This is a genomic window from Roseisolibacter sp. H3M3-2 (assembly GCF_029211165.1).
Lineage (GTDB): Bacteria > Gemmatimonadota > Gemmatimonadetes > Gemmatimonadales > Gemmatimonadaceae > Roseisolibacter.
The window spans coordinates 19,465-43,870 of the sequence record NZ_JARGEK010000003.1; the positions used below are offsets into that span (position 1 = coordinate 19,465).

Below are 24,406 nucleotides of genomic sequence, written 5' to 3' on the forward strand. Positions count from 1 at the left end.
CACGCAAGGCCCGCGCGCGGCCGCGGCTACATTGCGCGGTGCCCATGACGCCAGCGTCCCCAGCGTCCTCCCCGCCGGCCGCGCCCGCGCCGCGCCCGTGGCTCGGCCGCACCGTCGTCACGCTCGCGCTGGTGAGCCTGCTGACCGACGCGTCGAGCGAGATGATCGCGCCGCTGCTGCCGATCTTCCTCACCGCCTCGCTGGGCGCGTCGGCCGCCGTGGTCGGCGCGATCGAGGGGGCCGCCGAGACGACGGCGGCGCTGCTGAAGCTGGCGAGCGGGTGGTGGTCCGACCGGCTGCCGCGCCGCAAGCCGTTGGTGCTCGCGGGCTACCTGCTGGCGTCGGCGGCGCGCCCGCTGGTGGCCGTCGCGGCGTCGCCGGCGCACGTGCTCGCGGTGCGGCTGACCGACCGCGTGGGGAAGGGGATCGTGCGCGCGCCGCGCGTCGCGCTGCTCGCCGGCGCCGCCCCCGCCGCCGCCCGCGGGCGCGCCTTCGGCTTCCACCGCGCCGCCGACCACCTAGGCGCGGTCATCGGGCCGCTGCTGGCGTGGCTGCTGCTGTCGGCCGCGGCGCTGCCGCTGCGCACCGTGTTCTGGCTGGCCGCGGTGCCGGGCGCGCTGGCGGTGCTCGTGCTGGCGGTCGGCGTGCGGGAGGAGCCGCGTACGCCGGAGCCGGCGGCGCCCGCGTCGGTCGTGGCCGACGCGCCCGCGGGCATGGCCGCGCCGCGCTCGCGCGCGCTGCGCGCGCTGCTCGTGGCGGTGTTCGTGTTCACGCTCGGCAACGCCACCGACGCCTTTCTCGTGCTGCGCGCGACGCAGCTCGGCGTGCCGGTCGCGCTGGTGCCCGCGCTGTGGGCGGCGCTGCACGCGGTGAAGTCGCTCGCCAGCACGCCGGGCGGCGCGCTGTCGGACCGGCTCGGGCGCCGGCCGACGATCGTCGCGGGGTGGGGCGTGTACGCGCTCGTCTACGCGGGCTTCGCGTTCGCGCGCGCGCCGTGGCACGTGTGGGCGCTCATGCTCGCCTACGGCGCGTTCTTCGGGCTCACCGAGGGGGCGGAGAAGGCGCTCGTCGCCGACCTGTCGTCGCACGAGGCGCGCGGCGCGGCGTTCGGGTGGTACCACCTCGTCGTCGGCGTGGCCGCGCTGCCGGCGTCACTCCTGTTCGGCGCGCTGTGGGACGCGCGCGGCGCGCCGACGGCGTTCCTCGCGGGGGCGGGGCTGGCCGCCGCGGCGGCGGCGATCCTGCTGGCCGGGACGCCGCCCGCTCAGCAGCAGCGCGAGCCGGGCTTCTCGTAGCGCGCCTTCAGCCGCTCCTGCTCGAACTCGCGGCGCGTGGGGACGGCGCACTCCGGGTGCCGCTCGCGCAGCTGCCGCACGTACCGGTCGTAGTCCGGCACGCCCAGCACGGCGTACAGGACGCGGCGGACGGCGTCGAGTCGGTCGGCGATGGCTTGCACGAGGGAAGATTCTCTGCCGCGCGCGGCCGCGCGCAAGGCGTCGCCGGGCGCCGGCCGCGGCTCAGACGCGCCGCTCGTCGTCCGGCCCACGGCGCGAGGCGAACGGGGAGCCGCGGGGGACGCCCCGGCCGCGTCCCGCGGGGGTCGGGCGCCCGTCGGGCGGGCCCGCGTCGGCGCCGCAGTCGATGGCGCGGCGCGGCTCGTCGGCGAGGGACGGGTCGGCCGGCGGCGGCTCCTGCTGGCGGCGTTGGCGGGGGTCGTCGAGATGCGGCACGGAAGGCGGGGCGGGGGGCGGGAGCGACGGTCGGACGACGGGGGCTCCACGCCCGGCGGCCGCCATCCCAGTGCACTCCGCGTGCTCGCCCCGTTCACTACGGCCCCTATCTGGCACCACGGCCGCGCCCAGTTTCGCCGCGGGGGGGAGCGTCGTCCACCCCCGCGTACGGCGCGCCGCCGTCGGCCCGCCGACTCACCCTCCGCCCCGTCCCGTGACCTCCGTCCGCCGCTGGTTCGGCGGCGGCGCCGAGCGCCCCGCGCCGAGCCGCCCCGCCCCGCCCGACGTCCCGGCCACGCCGTCCGCGCCGCCCACCGACGACCACGCGGTGGGGCGCATGCTCGACGCCGTCGGCGCGCTGGTCCACCTGGTCGGGAAGTACGCGCTCGACACCGACACGCGCGACGCGTCGGGGGTGCGCCGACAGGCCGACCGCTGGCGGCGCCACCTGACGACGGGGCTCGCCCTGCCGACGGACGACGACGGCGACGCCGAGACCGCGACCGTGCGCGGCGGCGGGCTGGGGGAGCGGGACTGGGAGGGGGCGGTCCGCTTCGCGAGCACCGAGCGCCGCGTGGAGCACGCGTACGCGACGAAGACGCTGGAGGAGCTGCGCGCCACCGTGTGGGCGCTCGTCCACGGGCTGCATGACGCCGTCGGCGCCGAGGCGGCCGCGCACGACCGCTCGCGCGAGGTGGTGGGGCGGCTGCACGCGGCGGTGGCCGAGTCGTCGCCCGAGCAGATGCGCCAGGCCGCGCAGGCCGCGGTCGGCGAGCTGGGGGCGCTGCTGGCGGCGCGGGCGCCCGAGCGCGAGGGGCGCATCGCGGAGCTGGGGCGCGAGGTGGCGGCGCTGGGCGCGGCGCTGGAGGAGGCGCGGCGCGAGGGGATGACCGACGCCCTGACCGGGCTGGGCAACCGCCGCGCCTTCGACGAGTCGCTGGCGCACGCGGTCGCGCTGCACGGGCTGTGGGGGCAGCGGACCTGCCTCCTCCTGCTCGACCTCGACCACCTCAAGGCGCTGAACGACCGCGAGGGGCACGCCGCGGGCGACGCGGCGCTCCAGCGCGTGGCGGGGCAGCTGTCGCGCACCTTCCTCGGCCGCACCGACGTGGTGGCGCGCATCGGCGGCGACGAGTTCGCGGTGCTGCTGCGCGAGACGTCGGTGCAGGACGGCGTGCGGATGGGCGAGCGGCTGGTGGCCGCCCTGGCCGGTGCGACCTCGGTCTCGGTCGGCGTCGCGGCGCTGCGCGCGGGGGAGACCGCGGCGCGGTGGACGGAGCGCGCCGACGCGGCGCTCTACGCGGCGAAGCGCGACGGGCGCGGGCGGGTCTCGACCGGCGGCTGAGCGGGGCGCGGGGCGGCGTCGCGGCCGGACTCAAGTCGCGGCGGTGAGGGGCCGATCATCAGAGAGAGCGCAAGGTGACGGTGCCGTCATGCGGCAGCGCCTGCGCGGCCCGCCACGGGCCGATCGACCTCCCCGGCACGCTCCCCCCGCCCGTGCGAGCCACCCCCCTGCAGTTCGAGGCGGTTCCCGCCCCCGTCGTGCCGCCCGCCGGCCCGCGGGAGGAGGACGTCCTGCTGCTGGCCCGCCACCGCCAGTCGGTGACGATGCGCTGGCTGCTGGCGTCGCTCGGGATCGTGCTCGGGTGCGCCGACGCGCTGTTCGACGTGACGCCCGCGCCGTCGGCGCTGGTGATCGGCGTGCCGCTGGCCGTCGCGGCGCTCAACGCGTGCGCGTCGGCGTGGCAGCACCTGGGGCGCCTCACGCCCACGCAGGCCCGGCTGCTGCTGCTGATCGACCCGGCGGCGCTGACGCTGATGGCCGCCGCGGGCGGGCCGGTGGGGTTCGCGACGCTGCCCTTCTACGTGATGGTCGTCGGCGGCCACGCGCTCGGATTCCCGGAGCTCGCGCGCGTGCAGCTGCTGGTCGTGGTGGTGCTGCACCCGGTGGCGCGGCTGCTGAGCGCGCGGCTGCTGGGCTTCCCGCTGTCGCCGGGCGCGCTGCTGATCGAGGGCGGGTGCCTGGCCGGGGTGGGGTGGCTGGCCACCGTCGCCCCCGCGATCACCACCGCGCGGCTGCGGCGCGCGAGGGCGGCGCTGGCGGCGCTGCAGCGCGGCGACTTCACCGCGCGGCTCCCGGAGCGGGCGAGCGACGACCTCGGGCTCCTGGCGGCGAGCTTCAACCGCACGGCGCACGCGCTCGGCGAGAGCGTCGCGCAGCTGGAGACGGCGATCGCGCAGCACGACGCCGAGGTGGCCGAGCACGAGCGGGCGAAGACGGCGCTGCGCGAGAGCGAGGCGCGGCTCTGGATCGCGCAGAGCGAGGCGCAGGGGACGGCGGCACGCATGCGCGCGGTGGCCAACGCCGCCGCCGGCGTGCTGGCCGCCGACTCGCTGGCCGCGCTGCACGACGTCATGCGCGCGGCGTCACGGCAGGTGATCGCGTTCGACGCGTTCGCGCTCGCGCTGCATGACGGGACCGGGGAGTGGGCCCCGGTCGGCGCGTCGGACCCCGAGCTGCTGACCGAGAGCCTGCAGCGGCTGGTGCTGGAGCGCCGCGCGGCGCTGCGCATGGTGGCGCGCGGGGGGCGCGAGGGGCGGAAGGCCGCGGGGAGCGTGCTGCTGGCGCCGCTCACGACCGCCGAGGGGGTGCTCGGGGTGGTCGCGCTGCGCAGCGAGACGGACGGCGCGTACTCCGAGGCCGACGTCGAGGTCATCGAGGTGCTCGCCAACCTGGCGACGACCGCCGTGCGCAACACGACGCTCGTGCACGAGCTGCGCTGCTCCAAGGAAGCGTTCGCCCACCAGGCGTACCACGACCCGCTCACCGGGCTGGCCAACCGGGCGCGGATGCGCGAGCGGCTCGCCCACGTGCTGTCGCGCCGCGACGTCGGCGGCGTGGCGGTCCTCATGCTCGACCTCGACGGCTTCAAGCGCGTCAACGACTCGCTGGGGCACGCGGCGGGCGACCAGCTGCTGTGCGAGGTGTCCAAGCGGCTGCTGAACGCGACGCGCGGCTGCGACACCGTGGTCCGGCTGGGCGGCGACGAGTTCGCGGTGCTGCTGGAGAACGCGCGCATGGACGCCGACGCGACCACGGTCGCCGAGCGCGTGCTGAGCGCGATGCGCGTCCCGTTCCAGCTGAACGGGGCGGAGGCCGTGGTCGGCACCAGCATCGGGATCGCGCGTCCGGTGGCGGTGGACGCGGCCGACGCGTCGCTCGGCGTGGACGACCGGGCGGACGCGCTGTTGCGCGACGCCGACCTGGCGATGTACCGCGCCAAGGCGCGCGGGAAGGGGCGCTGGGCCGTCTTCGAGCCCGAGATGCACGCCGAGGCGGTGGCGCGGCTGGCGATGGAGGCCGACCTCCGCGCCGCGCTGGAGCGGAGCGAGTTCTCGGTGCTCTTCCAGCCGATCGTCTCGCTCGACGACGGGGAGCCGCTGGGGGTCGAGGCGCTGGTGCGCTGGCAGCACCCGCAGCGCGGCACGATGATGCCGTCCGACTTCGTGCCGGTGGCCGAGGAGACGGGGCTGATCGGCGCGCTGGGCGGGTGGGTGCTGCGGCACGCCAGCGCGCGGGTGGCGGGGTGGAACACGCAGCGCGCGGGGCTCGGGCGCCCGCCGCTCACGCTCACCGTGAACGTGTCGGCGCGGCAGATCTACGAGCCGGGGTTCGTCGACGAGGTGCTCGGCGTGCTGGCGCAGTCCGGGCTGCAGTCGGGGCAGCTGCTGCTCGAGATCACCGAGAGCGTGATGCTCGACCGGCCGGAGCTCGCGCGCGAGCGGTTCGAGGCGCTGCGGCGCGCCGGGGTGCGGCTGGCGGTCGACGACTTCGGCACCGGCTACTCGGCGCTCGGCTACCTGCAGCGCTTCCCGATCGACACGCTCAAGATCGACAAGAGCTTCGTCGACGGGCTGCGGCGCGGCGGGTCGCAGGCGGCGCTGGCCCGGACGATCGTCGCCCTGGGGCGCGCGCTGTCGCTGCGCACGATCGCCGAGGGGATCGAGGACGAGGACCAGCGCGCCGCGCTGCGCGACGCCGGCTGCGTCTACGGGCAGGGGTTCCTGTTCCACGGCCCGCTTCCCGCGGGGGAGGCGGAGGCGCTGCTGCTGGCGCGCCGCGACCGGCCGTCCCGGCGCGCCGGCAACGCGGCCTAGCCGCGCTGCCGGCCGCGCGGCTCAGTCGCCCGCGAGGGCGACCGAGCGGTCGAACGGCACCTCGGTGCTCCGGGCGGGCTTCCCGCGCAGGAGCACGTTGACCCACTCGCGCATCGAGTCGGCGAGGATCACGACGACGGCGATCAGGAAGAAGCCCGCGACCGCGACGTTGATGTGGTCGTTGAAGATCATCGTGCGGGCCGCCTCGATGGTCTTGGCGCCGGCGGGGAGCGTCCCGGCCGCGAGCGCGGCCTCGAAGGCGCGCGCGTGCGACAGGAAGCCGAGGCGCGGGTCCGCCGAGAAGATCTTGGTGAGCGCCGTCGTGAAGGTCACGATCAGGAGCCACACCAGCGGGACCATGGTGACGAAGGCGTAGCGCGCCTTCCCCATCTTGATGATGATCGTCGTGCCGAGGCAGAGGGCGACCGTCGCGAGCAGCTGGTTGGCGATCCCGAAGAGGGGCCAGAGCGAGTTGATGCCGCCGAGCGGGTCGGTGACGCCCTGGTAGAGGAAGTAGCCCCACATCGAGACGAAGATCGCGCTGGACAGGAGCACGGCGGGCGTCCAGGCGACGCGGCCGAACGGCTCCCACACGTGCTTGCCGAGGTCCTGCAGCATGAAGCGGCCGACGCGGGTCCCGGCGTCGAGCGTCGTGAGGATGAACAGCGCCTCGAACATGATGGCGAAGTGGTACCAGAGCGCCATCGCGCCGGTGCCGCCGACCGCCTGGCTGAACAGGTGCGCCATCCCGACGGCGAGCGACGGGGCGCCGCCGGTGCGCGAGAGCAGCGACGTCTCGCCGACCTGCCGCGCCAGCAGCTCCAGCTCGGCCGGCGTGACGGTGAAGCCCCAGGTCGCGATCTTGGCGGCGGCGTCGACCGCGGTGCTGCCGATCACGCCGGCGGGGGCGTTGATGGCGAAGTAGACGCCCGGGGTGAGCACGCAGGCGCCGACGAGCGCCATGACGGCGACCAGCGACTCGGTCAGCATCGCGCCGTAGCCGATGAAGCGCGCGTCGTCCTCGCGCTCGAGCAGCTTGGGCGTGGTGCCCGACGAGATCAGGGCGTGGAAGCCCGAGATCGCGCCGCAGGCGATCGTGATGAAGACGAACGGGAAGAGCTTCCCGGCGAACACCGGCCCGGTGCCGTCGACGAACTGGGTGACGGCGGGCATCGCGAGCGGCGGCAGCACGATGAGGATGCCGGCGGCGAGGGCGACGACGACGCCGATCTTCACGAACGCCGAGAGGTAGTCGCGCGGCGCGAGGAGCAGCCACACCGGGAGCACGGAGGCGGCGAAGCCGTACGCCATGACCAGCCAGGCGAGCGTCACGCGGCTGAGCGTGAACGTCGCGGCGAGGTCGGGCTGCGCGGCGACCCACTGGCCGGCGTAGAGCGCGCCGACGAGCATCACCAGCCCCATCGCCGTCGCCTCGAGGACGCGGCCCGGGCGCACCCAGCGCAGGTAGGCGCCCATCAGCAGCGCGATCGGGATCGTGAGGCCGACCGTCACCGTGCCCCACGGGCTCTCGCCGAGGGCGTTGACGACGACGAGCGCGATCACCGAGATGAGCACGACCATGATGCCGAGCACCGCGACCAGCGCGGTGAAGCCGGCGACGGGGCCGATCTCCTCGCGCGCCATCTGGCCGAGCGACTTGCCGTCGCGGCGGATGCTGGAGGCCAGGATGACGAAGTCCTGCACCGCGCCGCCGAGCGCGACGCCGACGATCAGCCAGAGCGCGCCGGGGAGGTAGCCGAACTGCGCGGCGAGCGTGGGGCCGACGAGCGGGCCGGGGCCGGCGATGGCCGCGAAGTGGTGGCCGAACACCACCCACCGGTTGGTGGGCACGTAGTCCCGCCCGTCGTTGAGGCGCGTGGCGGGCGTGGGCCGCGCGGCGTCGAGGGCGAAGATCTTGGCCGCGATCAGCTTCGCGTAGAAGCGGTAGGCGACCAGGTACGTGCAGACGGCGGCGACGACCAGCCAGGCGGCGTTCACCGACTCGCCGCGCTTGAGCGCGACGACGCCGAAGGCGGCGGCACCGACGAGGGCCACGACGACCCAGACGAGCGCGCGGAGCAGCGTCGGCATGGAGGGGCGCGGGTTGGGGAGGGGGCGCGCCCCGGGGGCGCGCGGAAGCGTGTTAATGGGTGCGGGACCGGCGGGCGTCAACCCCGTCGGCGACCCGCGCGCGCGGCCGCACGACCGCTCCGGATCGCTCTGGAACGCGCGCGCGGCCCCCCATTAGGTTGCGGCGCGGCGCCCCCCGCAGCAGCACGCGGGGCGCGGCGCGCCTCCCCTGTACGTCCACCGCTCGCGGACCGTTCGGAACCTCTGATGCCCACGCCAGTCACCCTCATTCCCGGCGACGGGATCGGCCCCAGCATCGCCGATGCCACCGTCCGGGTCCTCGAAGCCGCCGGGGCGGACATCGCGTGGGACGTGCAGCAGGCGGGGCAGGCCGGCGTCGCGTCGCACGGCGACCCGATCCCGGAGCCCACGCTCGCCTCGATCCGCCGCACGCGGCTGGCGCTGAAGGGCCCCCTCGAGACGCCGGTGGGGAAGGGCTTCCGCTCGGTGAACGTCGCGCTGCGCAAGGAGTTCGACCTCTACGCCAACGTGCGCCCGGCGCGCCAGCTCGTCCCGTCGCCGCGCCACTACGACGACCTCGACCTCGTGCTCGTGCGCGAGAACACCGAGGGGCTCTACATCGGCAAGGAGCAGTACGTCGCGCAGGGGGACGACCCGCAGGCGGCCGCCGAGAGCGTGGCCGTCGTGACGCGCGCGGGCTCGGAGCGGATCATCCGCTACGCGTTCGAGTACGCGGTCGCCCACGGCCGCCGGAAGGTCACGCTGGTCCACAAGGCGAACATCCTCAAGTACTCGTCGGGGCTGTTCCTCGAGGTCGGGCGCGCGATGGCGAAGGAGTACGAGGGGCGCCTCGCGTTCGACGAGCGGATCATCGACGCGATGGCGATGAACCTCGTCATGGACCCGAACCGCTTCGACGTCATCGTGACGACGAACATGTTCGGCGACATCCTCTCCGACCTGATCTCGGGGCTGGTGGGCGGGCTGGGGCTCGCGCCGGGGGCGAACATCGGGAAGGACGCGGCGATCTTCGAGGCGGTGCACGGCACGGCGCCCGACATCGCCGGCAAGGACGTCGCGAACCCGGGGGCGCTGATCCTCGCCGCGGCGATGATGCTCGACCACATGGGGCAGCCGGAGACCGCGCGCCGCGTGCGCGACGCGTTCACCGCGCAGATCCAGGAGGGGCAGGTGCGCACGCGCGACCTCGGCGGCGCCGCCGGGACGGTCGAGTTCACGGACGCGCTGGTCGCCCGCCTGCGGGGCTGATGGGCATGCGGGCTCCGTCCCTGCCCGGCGCCGAGCGCGCGGCGAGCGTCGGAGCGCGCGCATGACCACCGTCCTCCACGTCTCCGACCTGCACTTCGGCCGCCCGGCCGTGCCGGCGCACATCGCGGCGCTCGAGGCGCTGGTGCAGGACCGCCCGTTCGACGTCGTCGCGGTCTCGGGCGACCTGTCGCAGCGCGCGCGCGCCGGCGAGTTCCAGCGCGCGTCGGTGTTCCTGCGCGACGCGGCGCGCGTCAGCCGCACCATCGTCGTCCCGGGGAACCACGACGTCATGTGGTGGCGGGCGCCGCTCGGCCTCGGCGACGAGGGGGCGCTGTACGAGAACTACCGCGCCTACGTCGACCCGGAGATCGAGCCGGTGCTGCGCGTGGACGGGGCGACGTTCGTCGGGCTGAACACGTCGCAGGGCGTGCTGCCGCAGACGCTGACCTGGAACGTCCGCGACATCTCGATCATCGGCCACCTGCGGAAGTCGCAGATCGCGCGCGCCGCGGCGGAGTTCGCGAAGTCGCCGCCCGGCGACGCGAAGGTGATCGTGATGCACCACAACCCCGTGAAGGGGGAGCTGTCGCAGCGCCACGGGCTGAAGGACACGCGCAAGGTGCTCGGCGCCTTCGCCGAGATCGGGGTGGACCTCGTGCTGTGCGGGCACGACCACCAGGAGGCGATCCACTTCGTGGAGCACACGAAGAAGGGGACGGTGATCTCGACCGCCGGCACCGTGTCGAGCCGCTCGCGCGGCGGTCGCCCGTCGTCGGCCAACGCGATCACGCTGTCGCCCGAGCAGATCGACATCACGACGCTGGTCTGGTCGGCCGAGGCGCAGCGGTTCCTCCCGGGGCCCCGGCACTGCTTCGACCGCTGACGGCCTGGGTGCAGCGCATGACCGACGCCCACCGCCGGCGGCGCGCGCCGCTGGTGACCACCGACGTCGCGCCCGCCGACCGCCCCCGCCCCGCCGGCGCCGCCGCGGCGGCGCGGCTGCACGCGGCGCTGGAGCGCCTCGGGCTGCGCGGGATCGAGCGGCTGCGGCTGACCCGCAACCGGACGGTCATGGTCAGCTTCAGCGCCGGGGAGCTACGCGTCCACGAGGGGTACCTCGACGCGCCCCCCGAGGTGCTGCGGGCGATCGTCGGGTTCGTCTGCGGGCGGACGCGGACGGACCGGCGGCGGGCCCGCGAGACCATCCTCGCCCACCAGATCACCCGCCCGGCCGCGGCGCGGCGCCCCGAGCGGGCGCGACCGGAGGACGAGCCGGTGGTGGCGCAGCTCCGCCGGTTCCACGCGCACTACAACCGCGTGTACTTCGGCGGGCGGCTGCGCGGGGTGCCGATCCGGCTGTCGGGGCGCATGCGCACGCGGCTCGGGCACTACACGGCGGCGACGCCGGCCGGCGAGCCGGCGGAGATCGTGATCGGGCGCGAGCACATCCGCCGCCACGGGTGGGAGGAGGCGCTCCACACCCTCCTCCACGAGATGGTGCACCAGTGGCAGGACGAGGGGGGGCACGCGATCGACCACGGCGCGACGTTTCGCAAGAAGGCGCGCGAGGTGGGGATCACGCCGAGCGCCCGGCGCCACGTCCTCCCGCGACGGCAGCGGACGGCGGCCTCGACGGCGATCTGAGCGGCGGCATGTCCGCTCCGGCGCCTGAATGACGTGAAAGGAGGGTCGGGCCCACTCCCACACCCTCCGATCGCGAGGCCGCCGATGCCGCTCGCCCGCCCGCTCGCCGCCGCACTCCTGCTCCAGCTCGCGCTGGCCGCGCCGGCCGCGGCGCAGTCGCAGTACGCCGACGCCGTCATCCGCTACCTCCCGCTGTACTCCGGCGGTCCCGGGCCGACGCTCGGAACGGTGCTCGACCCGACCACGGCGCTGGGTTCGCCCGCGAGCGCCCCGTTCGTGACCCTCGGCCGCGGCGGGCTGATCGAGCTGGCCTTCCTCGACAACGTGCTGACGAACAGCAACAGCGCGGCGCCCGACCTCTGGATCTACGAGATCGGCGCCGACATCGAGGACACCTTCGTGGCGATCCGCCCGACGGCGACGACGGCCCTCCTGCTCGGGGCGACGTACGACGCCAACGGCGACGGCTTCTACGAGATCGGCAAGGTCTTCGGCTCGACCTCGACGATCGACATCGACCAGTTCTTCGCCGGCTTCCTGGCGGGGCAGCTGGAGTTCGACGCGGTGCAGCTGATCGACGACCCGGCCGAGGGCGACCAGACGGGGGCCACCGTGGGCGCGGACATCAACGCCGTCGAGGCGCTGACGTCGCGGGCCACCTCCACGGTGCCGGAGCCCACCACCGTCGCCCTGCTGGGCGGGGGGCTGCTGGCGATGGCGGCGGGCGCCCGGCGCCGGCGGCGTTAGATTTCGGGGTCACCCGACCCCGACCGCCATGGCCACCGAGATCGCCCCCGCCGAGTCCTTCCTCCCGTCGCCCGAGCTGCGGCCGCGCGAGGCGGACCTGTTCAACATCGACGCCGCCCTGACCGAGGAGGAGCGCGCCGTCCGCGACTCCGTCCGCCGCTTCGTGGACGAGGAGGTGCTGCCGATCATCGGCAAGCACTACGTGGACGGCACCTTCCCGAAGCACCTCATCCCGAAGATGGGGGAGCTCGGGGTGTTCGGCGCGAACCTGCCCGAGGAGTACGGCTGCGCGGGGCTGAACAACGTGCAGTACGGGCTAATCATGCAGGAGCTCGAGCGCGGCGATTCCGGCATCCGGTCGTTCGCGTCGGTGCAGGGCGCGCTGGTGATGTACCCGATCTACGCCTTCGGCAGCGAGGAGCAGAAGCGCCACTGGCTGCCGAAGATGGCGACGGGCGAGGTCATCGGGTGCTTCGGCCTGACCGAGCCCGACTACGGATCGAACCCGGCCGGGATGATCACCGTCGCGCGCGAGCAGGCCGACGGGTCGTGGGTGCTGAACGGCGCCAAGATGTGGATCACCAACGGCTCGCAGGCGCACGTCTCGGTGGTGTGGGCCAAGGCGGTGCCGCACGGCCAGACCGAGGTCGGCGACGAGCGGACGATCCGCGGCTTCGTGGTCCCGACCGACACGCCCGGGTTCCGCGCCCGCGACCAGAAGGGGAAGCTGTCGCTGCGCGCCTCGGACACCTCGGAGCTGATCCTCGAAGACGTGCGCCTGCCGGCCGACGCGATCCTGCCGAAGTCGGGCGGGCTCAAGTCGCCGCTGATGTGCCTCACGCAGGCGCGCTACGGGATCTCGTGGGGCGCGCTCGGCGCGGCGATCGCCTGCTACGAGGAGGCGGTGTCGTATTCCAAGAACCGCGTCATGTTCGACAAGCCGATCGGCGCGTTCCAGATCCAGCAGGTGCGGCTGGCCGACATGCTCACCGAGATCGTGAAGGGGCAGCTGGTGTCGCTGCACCTGGGGCGGTGCAAGGACCTCGGCACCTTCACGCCGCAGATGGTGTCGCTGGCCAAGCGGAACAACGTCAATATCGCCACCGACATCGCGCGAGAGGCGCGCCGCCTGCTCGGCGGCAACGGGATCCTGGCCGAGTACGCGTCGATGCGGCACATGGCCAACCTGGAGAGCGTCTACACGTACGAGGGGACGCACGACGTCCACTCGCTGATCCTCGGGCAGGCGATCACCGGGCACTCGGCGTTCAAGTGACGCGGTAGGTGTGGCCGCCGCCCCGCGGGGCGGCCGGGGCGCCGACGAACTCCTGACACGGGAGGACGTCGGCGCCCTTTCGCGTGGGCGGGGCGCGCGTATGCTAGCGGGAGCAGAGGTCCCGCCCACCCGCCACCCCGCTGGAGGTGTCCGATGCACCCCCCGTCCGTGCCCGCCGTGGTCCTGGCCCTCGCGGCGGCCGCGTCCCCGTCCGCCGTCGTCGCTGCGCAGCCCGCGCAGGGCGTCGTGGCCGGCACCGTCGTCGCCGAGGGGTCGCAGCGCCCGCTCGCCGACGCGCAGGTCTCCATCGAGGGGACGACCCTCGGCGCCGCGACCGACGTCAACGGCCGCTTCCGCATCACCGGCGCGACCGGGACCGAGGTGCGCGTCACCGTGCGCCGGATCGGCTACCGGCCGACCACCGTCACGGCGCGCGTCGGCGCGACCGACGTCCGCGTCGTGCTCGGCGAGCGCGCGCTGGAGCTGAGCCAGGTCGTCGTGACCGGCACGGCCGGCGTGCAGGAGCGCCGCGCGATCGGCAACGCCGTCTCGACCGTGAACGTGGCGCAGGTCGCGACCACGCAGCCGGTGCGCAACCTGTCCGACCTGCTCACCGGCCGCGCGTCGGGGGTGAGCGTGATCGGCTCGTCGGGGCAGGTGGGGACCGGGTCGCGCATCCGCGTCCGCGGCGCCTCGTCGCTCTCGCTGTCCAACGACCCGCTGATCTACGTGGACGGGATCCGCGTCGACAACGCGCAGGCGAGCGGCCCCACCAACCAGGCGTTCGGCTCGGCGTCGGTGTCGCGCTGGAACGACTTCGACCCCGACGACATCGAGAGCCTCGAGGTGATCAAGGGGCCGGCGGCGGCGACGCTGTACGGCACCGAGGCGTCGAACGGCGTCATCCAGATCATCACGAAGAAGGGGGCCGCCGGCCGCCCGTCGTGGAACGTCACCGTCCGGCAGGGCGCCAACTGGCTGCCGGGGTGGAAGGACGGCTACTACACCAACTGGGGCGCGGTGCCGCGCGCCGGCTCGACCACGGCGCTCGACACCGTGTCGATCGGGGTGCAGCAGCTCAACGACTCGCTGAACGCGCGCTTCGGCCACGACATCTTCCGCGTCGGCCGGTCGCAGGACTACCAGATCAACGTCGGCGGCGGCTCGCCGGCGCTGCGCTACTACGTCGGCGTGAACCGCGAGGAGGCGCAGGGGGTGGAGCGCGCGAACCGGCTGCAGCGGACGAACTTCCGCGCCAACCTGAATGCCTCGCCGAACCGCAACACGGACGTGGTGGTCGCGACCGGCTACGTGACCGGGCGGACGTACCTGCCGTACGAGTCGGGCGGCGGCGGGGCGACGTGGGCGACCTTCTTCTCGCAGCCGACCTTCCTGTACGCGGGGCGCAACCCGAACAACGCGCAGCTCGGGTTCCGCAGCGGCCCGCCCGACATCTACTACTCGGCGTACAACATCTTCCAGGACGCCGACCGGTTCACCGGCAGCGTGCAGGTGAACAACCGCCCGACGTCGTGGCTCGACCACCGGCTGATCCTCGGGCTGGACCGCCTGGTGGAGGACAACCAGACGCAGGCGCCGCGCAACGAGGCGCTGTTCGCGACGTACGCCGCGTTCTCCGAGGTGGGCGGCACCACGCAGGGGTCGCTGGCCGTCGGGACGCGCAACGTCGGGAACGTGACGGCCGACTACGCGCTCAACGCGAAGTACACGATCGGGCGCGGCTGGAACGGCGTGACGTCGGCCGGCGGGCAGTACTACGGCCGGCGCACGCGCGGACGCGCGATGTCGGCCACCGGCTTCCCGGCGTCCGGTATCCTGTCGCTGGCCGCCGCCTCGGTCCAGCGGCTGGACGGCGACAGCCTGTTCGACAACAACACGCTGGGCGGCTTCGTGCAGCAGCAGCTGGTGTGGAACGACCGCCTGTTCGTCACCGCCGCCGTGCGGCGCGACGACAACTCGGCGTTCGGCACCGACTACCCGGCGGTGACGTACCCGAAGCTCAGCGCCTCGTACGTGGTCAGCGAGGAGCCGGCGCTGAAGATCCCGAGCCTCTTCAGCTCCCTGCGCGTGCGCGGCGCCTACGGCGGGAGCGGGCTGCAGCCGGGCGCGTTCGACGCCATCCGCACCTACGCGGCGTCGGGCGGCTTCCTGACCCCGACGAACGTCGGCAACCCCGACCTCGGGCCGGAGCGGAGCACCGAGCTGGAGCTCGGCCTCGACGCCGGGCTGGGCGACGACCGGTACGGGGTCGAGCTGACGTACTACGCCGGCACGACGAAGGACGCGATCCTCTCGCGGCAGGCCGCGCCGTCGACGGGCTTCCCGAACTTCCAGCTCTTCAACGCCGGGCAGGTGGACCGCCGCGGCTTCGAGTGGCTGCTGCGCGCGCAGCCGATCTCGGGCGCCCGCTTCACGCTCGACCTCGGGCTCAACGGGAGCGTCAACAAGTACGAGATCAAGTCGCTCGGGAACGGGATCAACACCGTGTCGCTGAGCAACAACGTGCAGCACGTGGTCGGCTACGCGCCCGGCGCGTGGTGGGACCGCCGGATCGTGAGCGCGGACTACAACGCCACCACGAAGCGCACGAGCAACCTGCGCTGCGACAACGGGCAGGGGGGGACGGTCGACTGCGCGTCGGCGCCGCGCGTCTTCCTCGGGAACACGGTGCCAACGCGCGAGGGCTCGTTCAACGCGGGCGCCACCTTCCTGCGCGACTTCCGCCTCAACGCCTTCGTCGACTACCGCGGCGGCTACCGGAAGCTGGACGGCAACTTCCGCGTGCGGTGCGGCGCCTTCGTGCTGTGCCGCGAGCTGTACTACCCGGACGAGGTGCAGGACAAGACGCTGCTGGCGGCGGTGCAGGCGGGGACCGCGTACACCTACCACCTGATCGAGAACGCCGACTTCGCGCGCTTCCGCGAGCTGTCGCTCACGTACACGTTCCCGGCCGGGGTGGCGCGGCGCGTCGGCGGGACCTCGGCGGGGGTCACGGTGGCCGGGCGCAACCTGGCGCTGTGGTCCGACTACCCGGGGCTCGAGCCCGAGGCGTCGTTCAACGGCGGCACGCGCGGCGGCGCCTTCGGGCAGTGGGAGCAGAACGTCCTGCCCCAGACGCGCTCCTTCGTCGTGACCTTCAACCTCGGCTTCTGACCATGACGCTCCTCACGCATCCCGCCGTGCGGCGCGTCGCCCGCCCGCTCCTCGCCGCCTGGTGCCTCGCCGCCGCGGCCGGCTGCGGCGACGCGGTGGACCGCCTGCTGACGGCGACCACCCCCAGCCGACTCGGGGAGACGAGCTTCCTCGTCCCGCAGAACGCGCCGCTGATCGTGAACAGCGCCGTCGCCGACTTCGAGTGCGCGTTCGGGTCGTACGTGGTCGCGAGCGGGCTCGCCTCGGGCGAGCTGACCGACGCCTCGCAGACCGCGGCCCGCTGGAACTACGACCGCCGCGACGTGCAGACCAACGACGCGCTGTACGCGACCAGCGCCTGCACGGCGCTCGGCGTGTACACGCCGATCAGCACCGCCCGCTACACGGCCGACCAGGCGCTGGAGCGGCTGAACGCGTGGTCCGACGCGGAAGTCCCGAACCGGCAGCGGCTGCGCGCCACCGCGGCGCTGTACGCGGGCTACTCGTACCTGCTGCTCGCCGAGGGGTTCTGCACGGCGGCGGTGAACCTCGGGCCGGAGCTGCAGACGGCCAACATGCTCGACTCGGCCGAGGCGCGGTTCTCGACGGCGCTCGGGCTGGTCACCGCCGCCGACTCCTCGGTGCGCTACGCGGCGCTGGTCGGCCGCGCGCGGGCGCGCATCGGGAAGGGGGACCGGACGGGCGCGGCGACCGACGCGGCCGCGGTGCCCGTGGGCTTCGTCCTCAACGCCAGCGCGGACAACAACAGCGCGCGGCGCAACAACCGCGTGTTCGAGCAGAACAACGCCTCGACCTCGGGCGTCACGGTCGCGGCGGCGTACCGCGCGCTCACCGTGGCGGGCGCCGCGGATCCGCGGGTGCGCGTGACCAACGCGAACCGGCTCTCCGGCGACCAGGTCAACCCGCTCTTCCAGCAGAACAAGTACGCGTCGCTCACGGCGCCGATCCCGATCGCCTCGGGGGTCGAGGCGCAGCTGATCCTCGCCGAGGCGCAGGGCGGGGCGCAGGGGGTGGCGACGCTGAACGCGCTGCGGGCGCGGAGCGGGGTGGGGCTCCCGGCGCTGACGGCCGCCGAGGCGGCGGCCTTCACGGCGACGCTGTTCGAGGAGCGGCGGCGCGAGCTCTTCCTGCAGGGGAACCGCTACTTCGACGTGCGGCGCGGCAACCTGACGCTCGACCCGGCCAACGGGACGCAGTACCCCAAGGGCGGCTCGTACCAGAACCAGCGCTGCTGGCCGCTGCCGGCGGTGGAGCGGGCGGCCAACCCGAACCTCGGCGGCTGACCTCACGCCTCCGGAAACGACGCGGGCCCCGGCGCAGCTGCGCCGGGGCCCGCGTCGCGTCGCCTCACTGCCCGCCGAAGTGCAGCGCGAACAGGAGCGAGAAGCGGGTGTCCGCGCCGTCGCGGTTGAGCGGCACGGCGAAGGCCGGGCGCACCGTGAAGCGGTCGTTGAAGGTCAGCCCCGCGCCCAGGTCGAGCGCGCCGAACGAGTCCGAATCGGTGTCGTCGACGTCCGAGCCCTCGACCGAGACCGTCGTGCGGGCGTAGATCAGGCGCAGCCCGCCGAAGGGGACGAGGTTCACGGTCGGCGAGAGGCCGATCGGCGCGCCGACCGAGAAGCCGGCGCTGGCGCCGAGGGTGCGCGACTCGTAGTCGGTCCCGCCGAGGCGGAAGTCGGGGCCGAGGGAGTAGCCGAGCGTCGCGATCGGGCAGAACTGCGGGCCGCCGCCCGGGCGGCGGGCGCCGGTGCCGATCGGGACCTGGTAGCCGAGGGTTCCCTGGATCGTGGTCGACGACTCGAAGACGTCGTCGTCGAAGTCGTCCAGGGCGACGCCGACGCCGCCGAAGGCGCCGCCCGGCTCGCCGAACAGGATGTCGGCGCCGAGCGTAGTCACGTCGTCGCCGGTGGCGAGCAGGCCGCCGACGCGGACGGGGTTGCGGTTGAACGAGGCGGCGCCGGTGCACGTCTGGGCCGCGGCGTCGGCGGCGGGGACGGCGAGCGCGGCGAGCGCCAGCAGGGCCGCGGTCAGGCGGGCCCGCGGGTGCGGACGGATCTGGGGCATGGATGGACTCCGAACGTGGGGCGTGGCCGGCCCCCGGAAGCCGTGCGCCGGGGGCCGTCGCCGGCGGGCAGGGGCATACCGTGGGCCGCCGGGCCCCGGCGGGCGTGGCGCAGGTCACCGGGGAGGCGGACGCGTCTTGAACGCCGTTCGGCCGCGGGCGATCTTTCCGCGCGGCAGCATGTGAATTCCTTCACAAGACCGATCAGGGAGGCGTCGCGGTGAAGATCGCCGTGTGCATCAAGCGGGTGCCGGTCATGGAGGTCAAGTTCGCCATCGCCAAGGACGGGGCGAGCGTGGACGAGACCGGCCTGAAGTACGACGTGAACGACTTCGACCTGTGGGCGGTCGAGGCGGCGCTCCAGCTCAACGAGAAGAACGCGCCGGGCGAGGTCACCGTGATCTCGCTGGGGCCCGACGCGGCGTCGGAGCAGATCCGCAAGGCGCTCTCGATGGGCGCCGACAAGGGGGTGCTGCTCAAGGCCGACAAGGTCCCCGGGGACGCGTTCGCGGTCGCCGAGGCGCTGGCGGCGGAGCTGAAGGCCGGGGCGTACGACGTGATCCTCTTCGGCAAGAAGTCGATCGACTTCGACAACTCGGCGACCGGCGCGATGGTCGGCGAGCTGCTCGGCCTCCCCGTGGTCACGGGGGTCTCGAAGCTCGAGATCGCGGGCGGGAAGGGGACGGCGCACCGCGCGGTCGAGGGCGGGGTCGAGGTGCTCGAGTTCCCGCTGCCGGCGATCGTGACGGTGGACGAGGGGCTGAACAAGGAGCGCCTCCCGTCGCTGAAGGGGATCATGGCGGCGAAGAAGAAGCCGCTCGAGACGAAGCCGGCGCAGCTGGGCGGCGCGGGCGTGACGGTCAGCAAGATGGAGCTCCCTCCCGAGCGCGCCGCCGGCCGCATCGTGGGCGAGGGGGCGGCGGCGGTGCCGGAGCTGGTGCGCCTGCTCCAGTCGGAAGCCAAGGTCCTCTGAGCCAGGCGAGGGAACAGACAATGGCGAACGTGTTCGCATACGCGGAGTCGCGCGGCGGCGAGGTGCGCAAGGCGGGGCTCGAGGCCGTCACGGCGGCGCGGCAGCTGGCCGACCAGACGGGCGGCGGCGAGGTGCACGCGCTGCTCGCCGGCGCGCCCGGCGTCGCGGCGCAGGCGGCGCGGCTGGCCGAGGTGGGCGCCGACGTGGTGTACGTCGTCGAGCACGCGGGGCTCGCGCAGTACGACGCCGAGTCGCTGGCGGCGACGGCGGCGGAGCGCATCCGGGCCGGCGGGTACCGCGCGGCCGTGTTCAGCGCGACGACGCAGGGGAAGGACCTGAGCCCGCGCGTGGCGGCGAAGCTCCGCGCCGCGCTGGCGCCCGACGCGGTCGCGATCGGCGTCGAGGGCGACGCGATCGTGGTGCGCCACCCGATGTACACGGGCAAGGTGGTGGGCACGCTGTCGATCGCGGCGTCGCCGGCGCTGCTGTCGGTGCGGCTGGGCGCGGTCGCGCCGGCGCCGAACGCGAAGGCGGGGCGGGTCGAGACGATCCAGCCGGCGGCCGACCCGGGCGCGTCGAAGGTGCGCGTGGTCGAGCTGCGCGAGGGGAGCAAGGGGAAGATCGACCTCGGCGAGGCGCCGGTGATCGTCGCCGGCGGGCGCGGGCTCAAGGCGGCCGACAACTTCAAGCTGGTCGACGAGCTGGCCGACGCGTTCGGCAACGCGGCGACCGGCGCGACGCGCGCCGTCACCGACGAGGGGTGGCGCCCGCACTCGGAGCAGATCGGGCAGACGGGACGCGTGGTGAGCCCCGAGCTCTACGTCGCCGTCGGCATCTCGGGGGCGATCCAGCACCTCGCCGGGATGCGCACCTCGAAGACGATCGTCGCGATCAACAAGGACAAGGAAGCGCCGATCTTCAAGATCGCGGACTACGGGATCGTCGGCGACGTCTTCGACGTCGTGCCGGCGCTCACGCAGGCCGTGCGCGCCGCGAAGGCCGCGCACTAAGTTGGGCGGGCGGCGCGACGCGCCGCCCGCTCCGCTTTCCCCCCACCCGTTCCGAGTGCTGCCGTGACGACCGGGAACGTCGTGTTTCTCGTCATCCTGCTGCTGGCCGCCGCGTTCCTCGCGTACAACGCGCAGCGGCTGTACCGCTACATGACGGTGGTGGGGAAGCCGGAGCACCGCCTCGACGACCCGGCGCGGCGGCTCTGGAACCTGCTGACCATCGGGTTCGCGCAGACGAAGATCCTGCGCGACCCGACGGCCGGCGCGTCGCACGCCGCGGTGTTCTGGGGGTTCCTCGTCGTCACCGTCGGGACGGTCGAGGTGTTCGTGCAGGGCGTCTGGCACGGCTTCAGCTACGCCAACTTCCTGCCGGCGCCGCTGTACGCGCTCTACGCGCTGTCGCAGGAGCTGTTCGCGCTGCTGATCCTGGCCGCCGTCAGCTTCCTGATCTACCGCCGGGTGGTCCTCAAGCCGCGCCGCCTGCAGGGCGACGTGGTGCACGGGACCGAGGCGGTGATGATCCTGGCGACGATCGGGCTGCTGATGGTCACGCTGATCGTGACCGGCGCGATGGAGGCGATCTACGAGCCCGAGGCGCCGGCCGGCTACGGCCGCCTGGTCGGGCACGGGCTGGCGATGGGGCTCTCGGGCGTGGTCTCCGCCGACACGGCCCGCACGCTGCGCGACGTCAGCTGGTGGACGCACGCCGTCGCGGTGCTCGGCTTCATCAACTTCCTGCCGTACTCCAAGCACCTCCACGTGCTGGTGTCGCTCCCCAACGTCTACCTGTCCAACACGAGCGGGCCGGGGACGGTGGGGGCGATGCGCTACATGGACCTGGAGGACGAGAGCGCGGAGCAGTTCGGCGCGAGCGACGTCGAGCACCTGAGCTGGAAGAGCCTCCTCGACGGCTACGCCTGCACCGAGTGCGGGCGCTGCACCGCCGCCTGCCCAGCCAACCTCACGGGGAAGCTGCTGTCGCCGCGCAAGATCGTGGTGAACACGCGCCAGCGCCTGATGGAGAAGGCGCCGCTCGTGGTCGGCGACCCCGAGGAGTTCCGCCGCCCGACGCTGGTCGAGGGGGAGGGCGCCGACGCCGGGAGCCCGACGGTCGCCGCCGCGCTCGAGAACCGCCTGCTCGACAACTACATCACGGAGGAGGAGCTCTGGGCCTGCACGAGCTGCCGCGCGTGCGTGCAGGAGTGCCCGGTCTCGATCGACCAGCTCGACATCATCAACGAGCTGCGGCGCAACCTCGTGCTGATGGAGTCGCGCTTCCCCGAGGAGCTGCAGCCCGCGTTCACCTCGATGGAGCGCAACGGCAGCCCGTGGGCGTTCAGCGCGGCTGCGCGCGAGGAGTGGGCGGAGGGGATGGACATCCCGACGATGGCCGAGGTGTTCGAGCGCGGCGAGCGCCCGGACATCCTGTTCTGGGTCGGGTGCATGGGCTCCTTCGACGACCGCGCGAAGAAGATCACCGTGGCGTTCGCGCGCGTGCTGAAGGCCGCCGGGGTGAACTTCGCCATCCTCGGGCAGGAGGAGACGTGCAACGGGGACCCGGCCCGCCGGATGGGGAACGAGTACCTGTACCAGATGCTCGCGAAGGGCACGATCGAGACGCTCGACCGCTACGAGGTGAAGACGGTCGTCACCTTCTGCCCGCACTGCTTCCACCAGATCGGCAACGAGTTCCCGCAGCTCGGCGGCGACTACGAGGTGATCCACCACACCACGTACATCGAGCGGCTGCTGCAGGACGGGCGCGTCCCCCTCGACACCGAGGAGGGGAAGGCGCTGACGATGGTCTACCACGACTCGTGCTACCTCGGGCGCTACAACGAGGTGTACGACGCGCCGCGCAACGCGCTGCGGCGCGCGCTGCCGGTGGTGAACCTCGTGGAGCCGGCGCGCACCAAGAGCCGCGGCCTCTGCTGCGGCGCCGGCGGCGGGCGCATGTGGATGGAGGAGACCGCCGGCAAGCGCATCAACGTCGAGCGCACGGAGGAGCTGCTGGCGACCGGCGCCGACGCGATCGCGGTGGCGTGCCCGTTCTGCATGACGATGATGACCGACGGCATCACCGCGAAGGGGAGCGAGGTGCCCGTGCTCGACATCTCCGAGGTCATCGCGTCGCGCCTCGCGGCGGGGACGCCCGCGCTCGCCGGCGACTGACGGCACGCATCCTGACCGTGGGACGAGCGGGCGGCGCCGGGGATCGGCGCCGCCCGCTTCACCTTTCGGCGGGAGGCGACGCATGGCGGACGAGCGCGAGCAGGACGGGCTGGGTCGGGACGCCGCGCACGGCGACGACCGGTCGGCGACCTCGGGCGGGTCGTACGGGCGGAATACGGGGCGCTCGGGCGACGACCTGCTCGAGACGGGCGAGCGCGCGCAGGACGACCAGGGCGGACGGCGCCGCGGGCTCGACGGGCGCGGCTTCGACGCCGGCACGGGCTACGGCGGCGGCGGCAACGACAGCGCGTACAGCCGCAAGAGCAGCTACGGCGGCCAGGCCGGGAGCGGCGGCACGTCCGGCGGCGAGGGCGCGGAGGGCGGGCGCAGCATCCCGCGCGGCACCGACGAGCACTCCGACGCCGGAACGGGCGGCCGCGGCACGACCGACGACGACGCGGTCGACCTCGACGTGCGTCCCGAGGTCGGGTGGCGCGACCCCACGCGCTGACGCGCGTCAGCGTCGCCGGAGGCGGTACAGCCGGATCGTCTGGCGCGTGCCGTAGCCGGCGACGTCGCGGGTGGTCGGCTCGCCGACGTCGAGCCCGAGCGAGCGCGCCTGCTCCACGAAGTCCGGGGCGGCGAGCCGCCCGGGGTCGGTGACGTAGGCGACGCCGCCGCGCGCGAGCGTGCGCACGAGCGCCCGCGCGACGAGCGCCGCGTACGGCCGCTCGTACAGCACGTCCGACGCGACCACGCGGTCGAAGTACCCGAGGTCATCGGGCATCGCGCGCCAGTCCACCAGCCGCGTCTCGCACGCGACGCCGGCCGCGCGGCGCACGTTGGCGCGCGTGAACAGGAGCGCGTCGTCGTAGTAGTCGCTGGCCGTGACCGCGAAGCCGGCGCGCGCGGCGGCGGCGGCCACGAGCCCGCTCCCGCACCCCAGCTCCAGCAGGCGGCGCCCGCCGCCGCCCTCGCGCAGCAGGTGCGCCGCCAGCACGCGCGCCGACGGCCACACGTCGGCCCAGTACGGGAGCCGCTCGTCGCGCGCGAACGCGTCCTCGTCGATCAGCGCCTCGGCGCTCGCCGGCCGCACGATGTCGAACGTCTCGTGCGCCCCCTCGTCGCGCAGGTCGATCGTCTCGCGCGCCACCTCGAAGCGCGCCGCGAGGTCGGCGTCGAGCGCCGCCAGCGCCTCGTCGGGCGCGCTCACGGCAGCACCTCGAAGGTCGCCGGGTCGAGCGCGGCGGCGCGCGCGGCGCCGGCGCCGAGCAGCAGCGCGCGCGACGCCGCGCCGGCCGGCAGCGCGTCGACCGACTCGGGGACGACCAGCAGCGCGTCGGCGCGGGCCAGCGACGTGAGGAGCCCCGACCCCTGCGGCCCCGTGAGGCGCGCCAGCGGCGTGGCGTCCGGACCCGCGTCGAGCGTGGCGCGGAAGAAGTGCGCGAGCGGCGCGGCCGCCGCGATCGGCTCGGCGGCGCGCACGCGCACGGCCTGCGGGTAGGGGCGGGCGTCGCCGAGCAGGCGGCGGATCAGCGGGCGCGCGAAGAGCTCGAAGGTCACGACGGTCGAGACGGGGTTGCCGGGGAGGCCGAGCCAGAACGCCTCGCGCCCGCCGCCCGCCGGGAGCGTGCCCGCCGCGAGCGGGCCGCCGGGGCGCATGCGCACGCGCCAGAAGCGGAGCGTGCCGCCGAGCGCGCGTACGGCGTCGCGGGTGTGGTCGCGCTCCCCCACGCTCACGCCGCCGGTGGTGAGCACGAGGTCGCACCCCGCGTCGAGGGCGCGGGCGAGGTGCGCGCGCAGCGCGTCGGGGTCGTCGGGGGCGACGCCGCCGTCCACCGGCTCGCCGCCGGCGTCGTGCACCAGCGCCGCCAGCGTGACGCTGTTGGACGACACGATGCCGCGGCCGGCGCGCACCGCCTCGACGTCGCCGAGCGGCACCAGCTCGTCGCCCGAGGCGACGATCGCGACACGCGGGCGTCGCGCGACGGGCACCGCGACGTGCGCCACCGACGCCAGCAGCGCGAGCGCCCCCGGGCCGAGCGTGGTGCCGGCGGGGACCGCGACGGCGCCCGCGACCACGTCCTCGCCGCGCGGGCG

At 74.4% G+C, this 24,406-nt stretch carries 19 protein-coding genes; 14 read left to right on the top strand and 5 right to left on the bottom strand.

What is annotated here, in order from left to right:
• Nucleotides 1-44: 44 nt before the first annotated feature.
• Nucleotides 45-1,295 (top strand): MFS transporter, encoded by a 1,251-nt coding sequence (locus tag PYV61_RS00750; RefSeq protein WP_275827273.1) that lies wholly within the window; start codon nt 45-47, stop codon nt 1,293-1,295.
• Here the strand turns inward: PYV61_RS00750 and PYV61_RS00755 are convergent.
• Complete coding sequence (locus tag PYV61_RS00755) at nt 1,265-1,456, bottom strand: YbdD/YjiX family protein (RefSeq protein WP_275827275.1); 192 nt, start codon at nt 1,454-1,456, stop codon at nt 1,265-1,267. The two genes, PYV61_RS00750 and PYV61_RS00755, sit on opposite strands and share 31 nt — an antisense overlap.
• Before the next feature lie 488 nt (nt 1,457-1,944).
• Between PYV61_RS00755 and PYV61_RS00760 the strand changes: the two genes are divergently transcribed.
• Both PYV61_RS00760 and PYV61_RS00765 read left to right on the top strand, forming a co-directional pair.
• Nucleotides 1,945-3,075, top strand: a complete 1,131-nt coding sequence (locus PYV61_RS00760) for a GGDEF domain-containing protein (protein ID WP_275827277.1) — start codon at nt 1,945-1,947, stop codon at nt 3,073-3,075.
• 152 nt (nt 3,076-3,227) lie between these two features.
• A complete protein-coding gene (locus PYV61_RS00765) occupies nt 3,228-5,888 on the top strand; it encodes an EAL domain-containing protein (RefSeq protein WP_275827279.1) in 2,661 nt (886 codons plus the stop codon).
• Nucleotides 5,889-5,909: 21 nt separating this feature from the next.
• On the opposite strand, the gene PYV61_RS00770 is transcribed toward PYV61_RS00765, so the two are convergent.
• Nucleotides 5,910-7,979, bottom strand: a complete 2,070-nt coding sequence (locus tag PYV61_RS00770) for a carbon starvation CstA family protein (protein ID WP_275827281.1) — start codon at nt 7,977-7,979, stop codon at nt 5,910-5,912.
• A 246-nt stretch (nt 7,980-8,225) separates the two neighbouring features.
• On the opposite strand from PYV61_RS00770, the gene PYV61_RS00775 reads away from it, so the two are divergent.
• The 7 genes from PYV61_RS00775 (at nt 8,226) to PYV61_RS00805 (ending at nt 17,372) form a co-directional block, all read left to right on the top strand.
• Nucleotides 8,226-9,248: an isocitrate/isopropylmalate family dehydrogenase gene (locus PYV61_RS00775; protein ID WP_275827283.1), complete on the top strand. Its 1,023-nt coding sequence runs from the start codon at nt 8,226-8,228 to the stop codon at nt 9,246-9,248.
• A 61-nt stretch (nt 9,249-9,309) separates the two neighbouring features.
• Complete coding sequence (locus tag PYV61_RS00780) at nt 9,310-10,131, top strand: metallophosphoesterase (RefSeq protein WP_275827285.1); 822 nt, start codon at nt 9,310-9,312, stop codon at nt 10,129-10,131.
• Between the two features lie 17 nt (nt 10,132-10,148).
• The gene (locus PYV61_RS00785; protein ID WP_275827287.1) at nt 10,149-10,892 is read left to right on the top strand and encodes a SprT-like domain-containing protein; all 744 of its coding nucleotides are present in this window, start codon (nt 10,149-10,151) and stop codon (nt 10,890-10,892) included.
• A gap of 84 nt (nt 10,893-10,976) precedes the next feature.
• Entirely contained in the window at nt 10,977-11,639 is a 663-nt protein-coding gene (locus PYV61_RS00790; protein WP_275827289.1) for a PEP-CTERM sorting domain-containing protein, read from the top strand.
• A 28-nt stretch (nt 11,640-11,667) separates the two neighbouring features.
• Entirely contained in the window at nt 11,668-12,915 is a 1,248-nt protein-coding gene (locus PYV61_RS00795) for an acyl-CoA dehydrogenase family protein (RefSeq protein WP_275827291.1), read from the top strand.
• A gap of 153 nt (nt 12,916-13,068) precedes the next feature.
• Nucleotides 13,069-16,089, top strand: coding sequence for a SusC/RagA family TonB-linked outer membrane protein (locus PYV61_RS00800; RefSeq protein ID WP_275827293.1), 3,021 nt, complete (start codon nt 13,069-13,071; stop codon nt 16,087-16,089).
• Nucleotides 16,090-16,091: 2 nt separating this feature from the next.
• Entirely contained in the window at nt 16,092-17,372 is a 1,281-nt protein-coding gene (locus tag PYV61_RS00805) for a RagB/SusD family nutrient uptake outer membrane protein (RefSeq protein ID WP_275827295.1), read from the top strand.
• Nucleotides 17,373-17,436: 64 nt separating this feature from the next.
• On the opposite strand, the gene PYV61_RS00810 is transcribed toward PYV61_RS00805, so the two are convergent.
• A complete protein-coding gene (locus PYV61_RS00810) occupies nt 17,437-18,153 on the bottom strand; it encodes a hypothetical protein (protein ID WP_275827297.1) in 717 nt (238 codons plus the stop codon).
• A gap of 218 nt (nt 18,154-18,371) precedes the next feature.
• Here PYV61_RS00810 and PYV61_RS00815 point away from each other — a divergent pair, with 218 nt between their 5' ends.
• The 4 genes from PYV61_RS00815 (at nt 18,372) to PYV61_RS00830 (ending at nt 22,817) form a co-directional block, all read left to right on the top strand.
• Nucleotides 18,372-19,124 (top strand): electron transfer flavoprotein subunit beta/FixA family protein, encoded by a 753-nt coding sequence (locus PYV61_RS00815; protein ID WP_275827299.1) that lies wholly within the window; start codon nt 18,372-18,374, stop codon nt 19,122-19,124.
• 29 nt (nt 19,125-19,153) lie between these two features.
• A complete protein-coding gene (locus tag PYV61_RS00820; RefSeq protein ID WP_275827301.1) occupies nt 19,154-20,134 on the top strand; it encodes an electron transfer flavoprotein subunit alpha/FixB family protein in 981 nt (326 codons plus the stop codon).
• Between the two features lie 63 nt (nt 20,135-20,197).
• Entirely contained in the window at nt 20,198-22,306 is a 2,109-nt protein-coding gene (locus PYV61_RS00825) for a (Fe-S)-binding protein (RefSeq protein WP_275827303.1), read from the top strand.
• A gap of 82 nt (nt 22,307-22,388) precedes the next feature.
• Nucleotides 22,389-22,817, top strand: coding sequence for a hypothetical protein (locus tag PYV61_RS00830; RefSeq protein ID WP_275827305.1), 429 nt, complete (start codon nt 22,389-22,391; stop codon nt 22,815-22,817).
• Nucleotides 22,818-22,823: 6 nt separating this feature from the next.
• Here PYV61_RS00830 and PYV61_RS00835 read toward each other — a convergent pair whose 3' ends face one another.
• A complete protein-coding gene (locus PYV61_RS00835) occupies nt 22,824-23,519 on the bottom strand; it encodes a class I SAM-dependent methyltransferase (RefSeq protein ID WP_275827306.1) in 696 nt (231 codons plus the stop codon).
• The coding region (locus tag PYV61_RS00840; RefSeq protein WP_275827308.1) for a molybdopterin molybdotransferase MoeA at nt 23,516-24,406 on the bottom strand (891 nt) is incomplete at its 5' end. The genes PYV61_RS00840 and PYV61_RS00835, both read right to left, overlap by 4 nt.

Coding starts and splice junctions, on each gene's coding strand:
- PYV61_RS00790 (WP_275827289.1), top strand. CDS start 10,977: ATGCCGCTCGCCCGCCCGCTCGCCGCCGCACTCCTGCTCCAGCTCGCG.
- PYV61_RS00810 (WP_275827297.1), bottom strand. CDS start 18,153: ATGCCCCAGATCCGTCCGCACCCGCGGGCCCGCCTGACCGCGGCCCTG.
- PYV61_RS00775 (WP_275827283.1), top strand. CDS start 8,226: ATGCCCACGCCAGTCACCCTCATTCCCGGCGACGGGATCGGCCCCAGC.
- PYV61_RS00785 (WP_275827287.1), top strand. CDS start 10,149: ATGACCGACGCCCACCGCCGGCGGCGCGCGCCGCTGGTGACCACCGAC.
- PYV61_RS00800 (WP_275827293.1), top strand. CDS start 13,069: ATGCACCCCCCGTCCGTGCCCGCCGTGGTCCTGGCCCTCGCGGCGGCC.
- PYV61_RS00795 (WP_275827291.1), top strand. CDS start 11,668: ATGGCCACCGAGATCGCCCCCGCCGAGTCCTTCCTCCCGTCGCCCGAG.
- PYV61_RS00750 (WP_275827273.1), top strand. CDS start 45: ATGACGCCAGCGTCCCCAGCGTCCTCCCCGCCGGCCGCGCCCGCGCCG.
- PYV61_RS00830 (WP_275827305.1), top strand. CDS start 22,389: ATGGCGGACGAGCGCGAGCAGGACGGGCTGGGTCGGGACGCCGCGCAC.
- PYV61_RS00780 (WP_275827285.1), top strand. CDS start 9,310: ATGACCACCGTCCTCCACGTCTCCGACCTGCACTTCGGCCGCCCGGCC.
- PYV61_RS00805 (WP_275827295.1), top strand. CDS start 16,092: ATGACGCTCCTCACGCATCCCGCCGTGCGGCGCGTCGCCCGCCCGCTC.
- PYV61_RS00770 (WP_275827281.1), bottom strand. CDS start 7,979: ATGCCGACGCTGCTCCGCGCGCTCGTCTGGGTCGTCGTGGCCCTCGTC.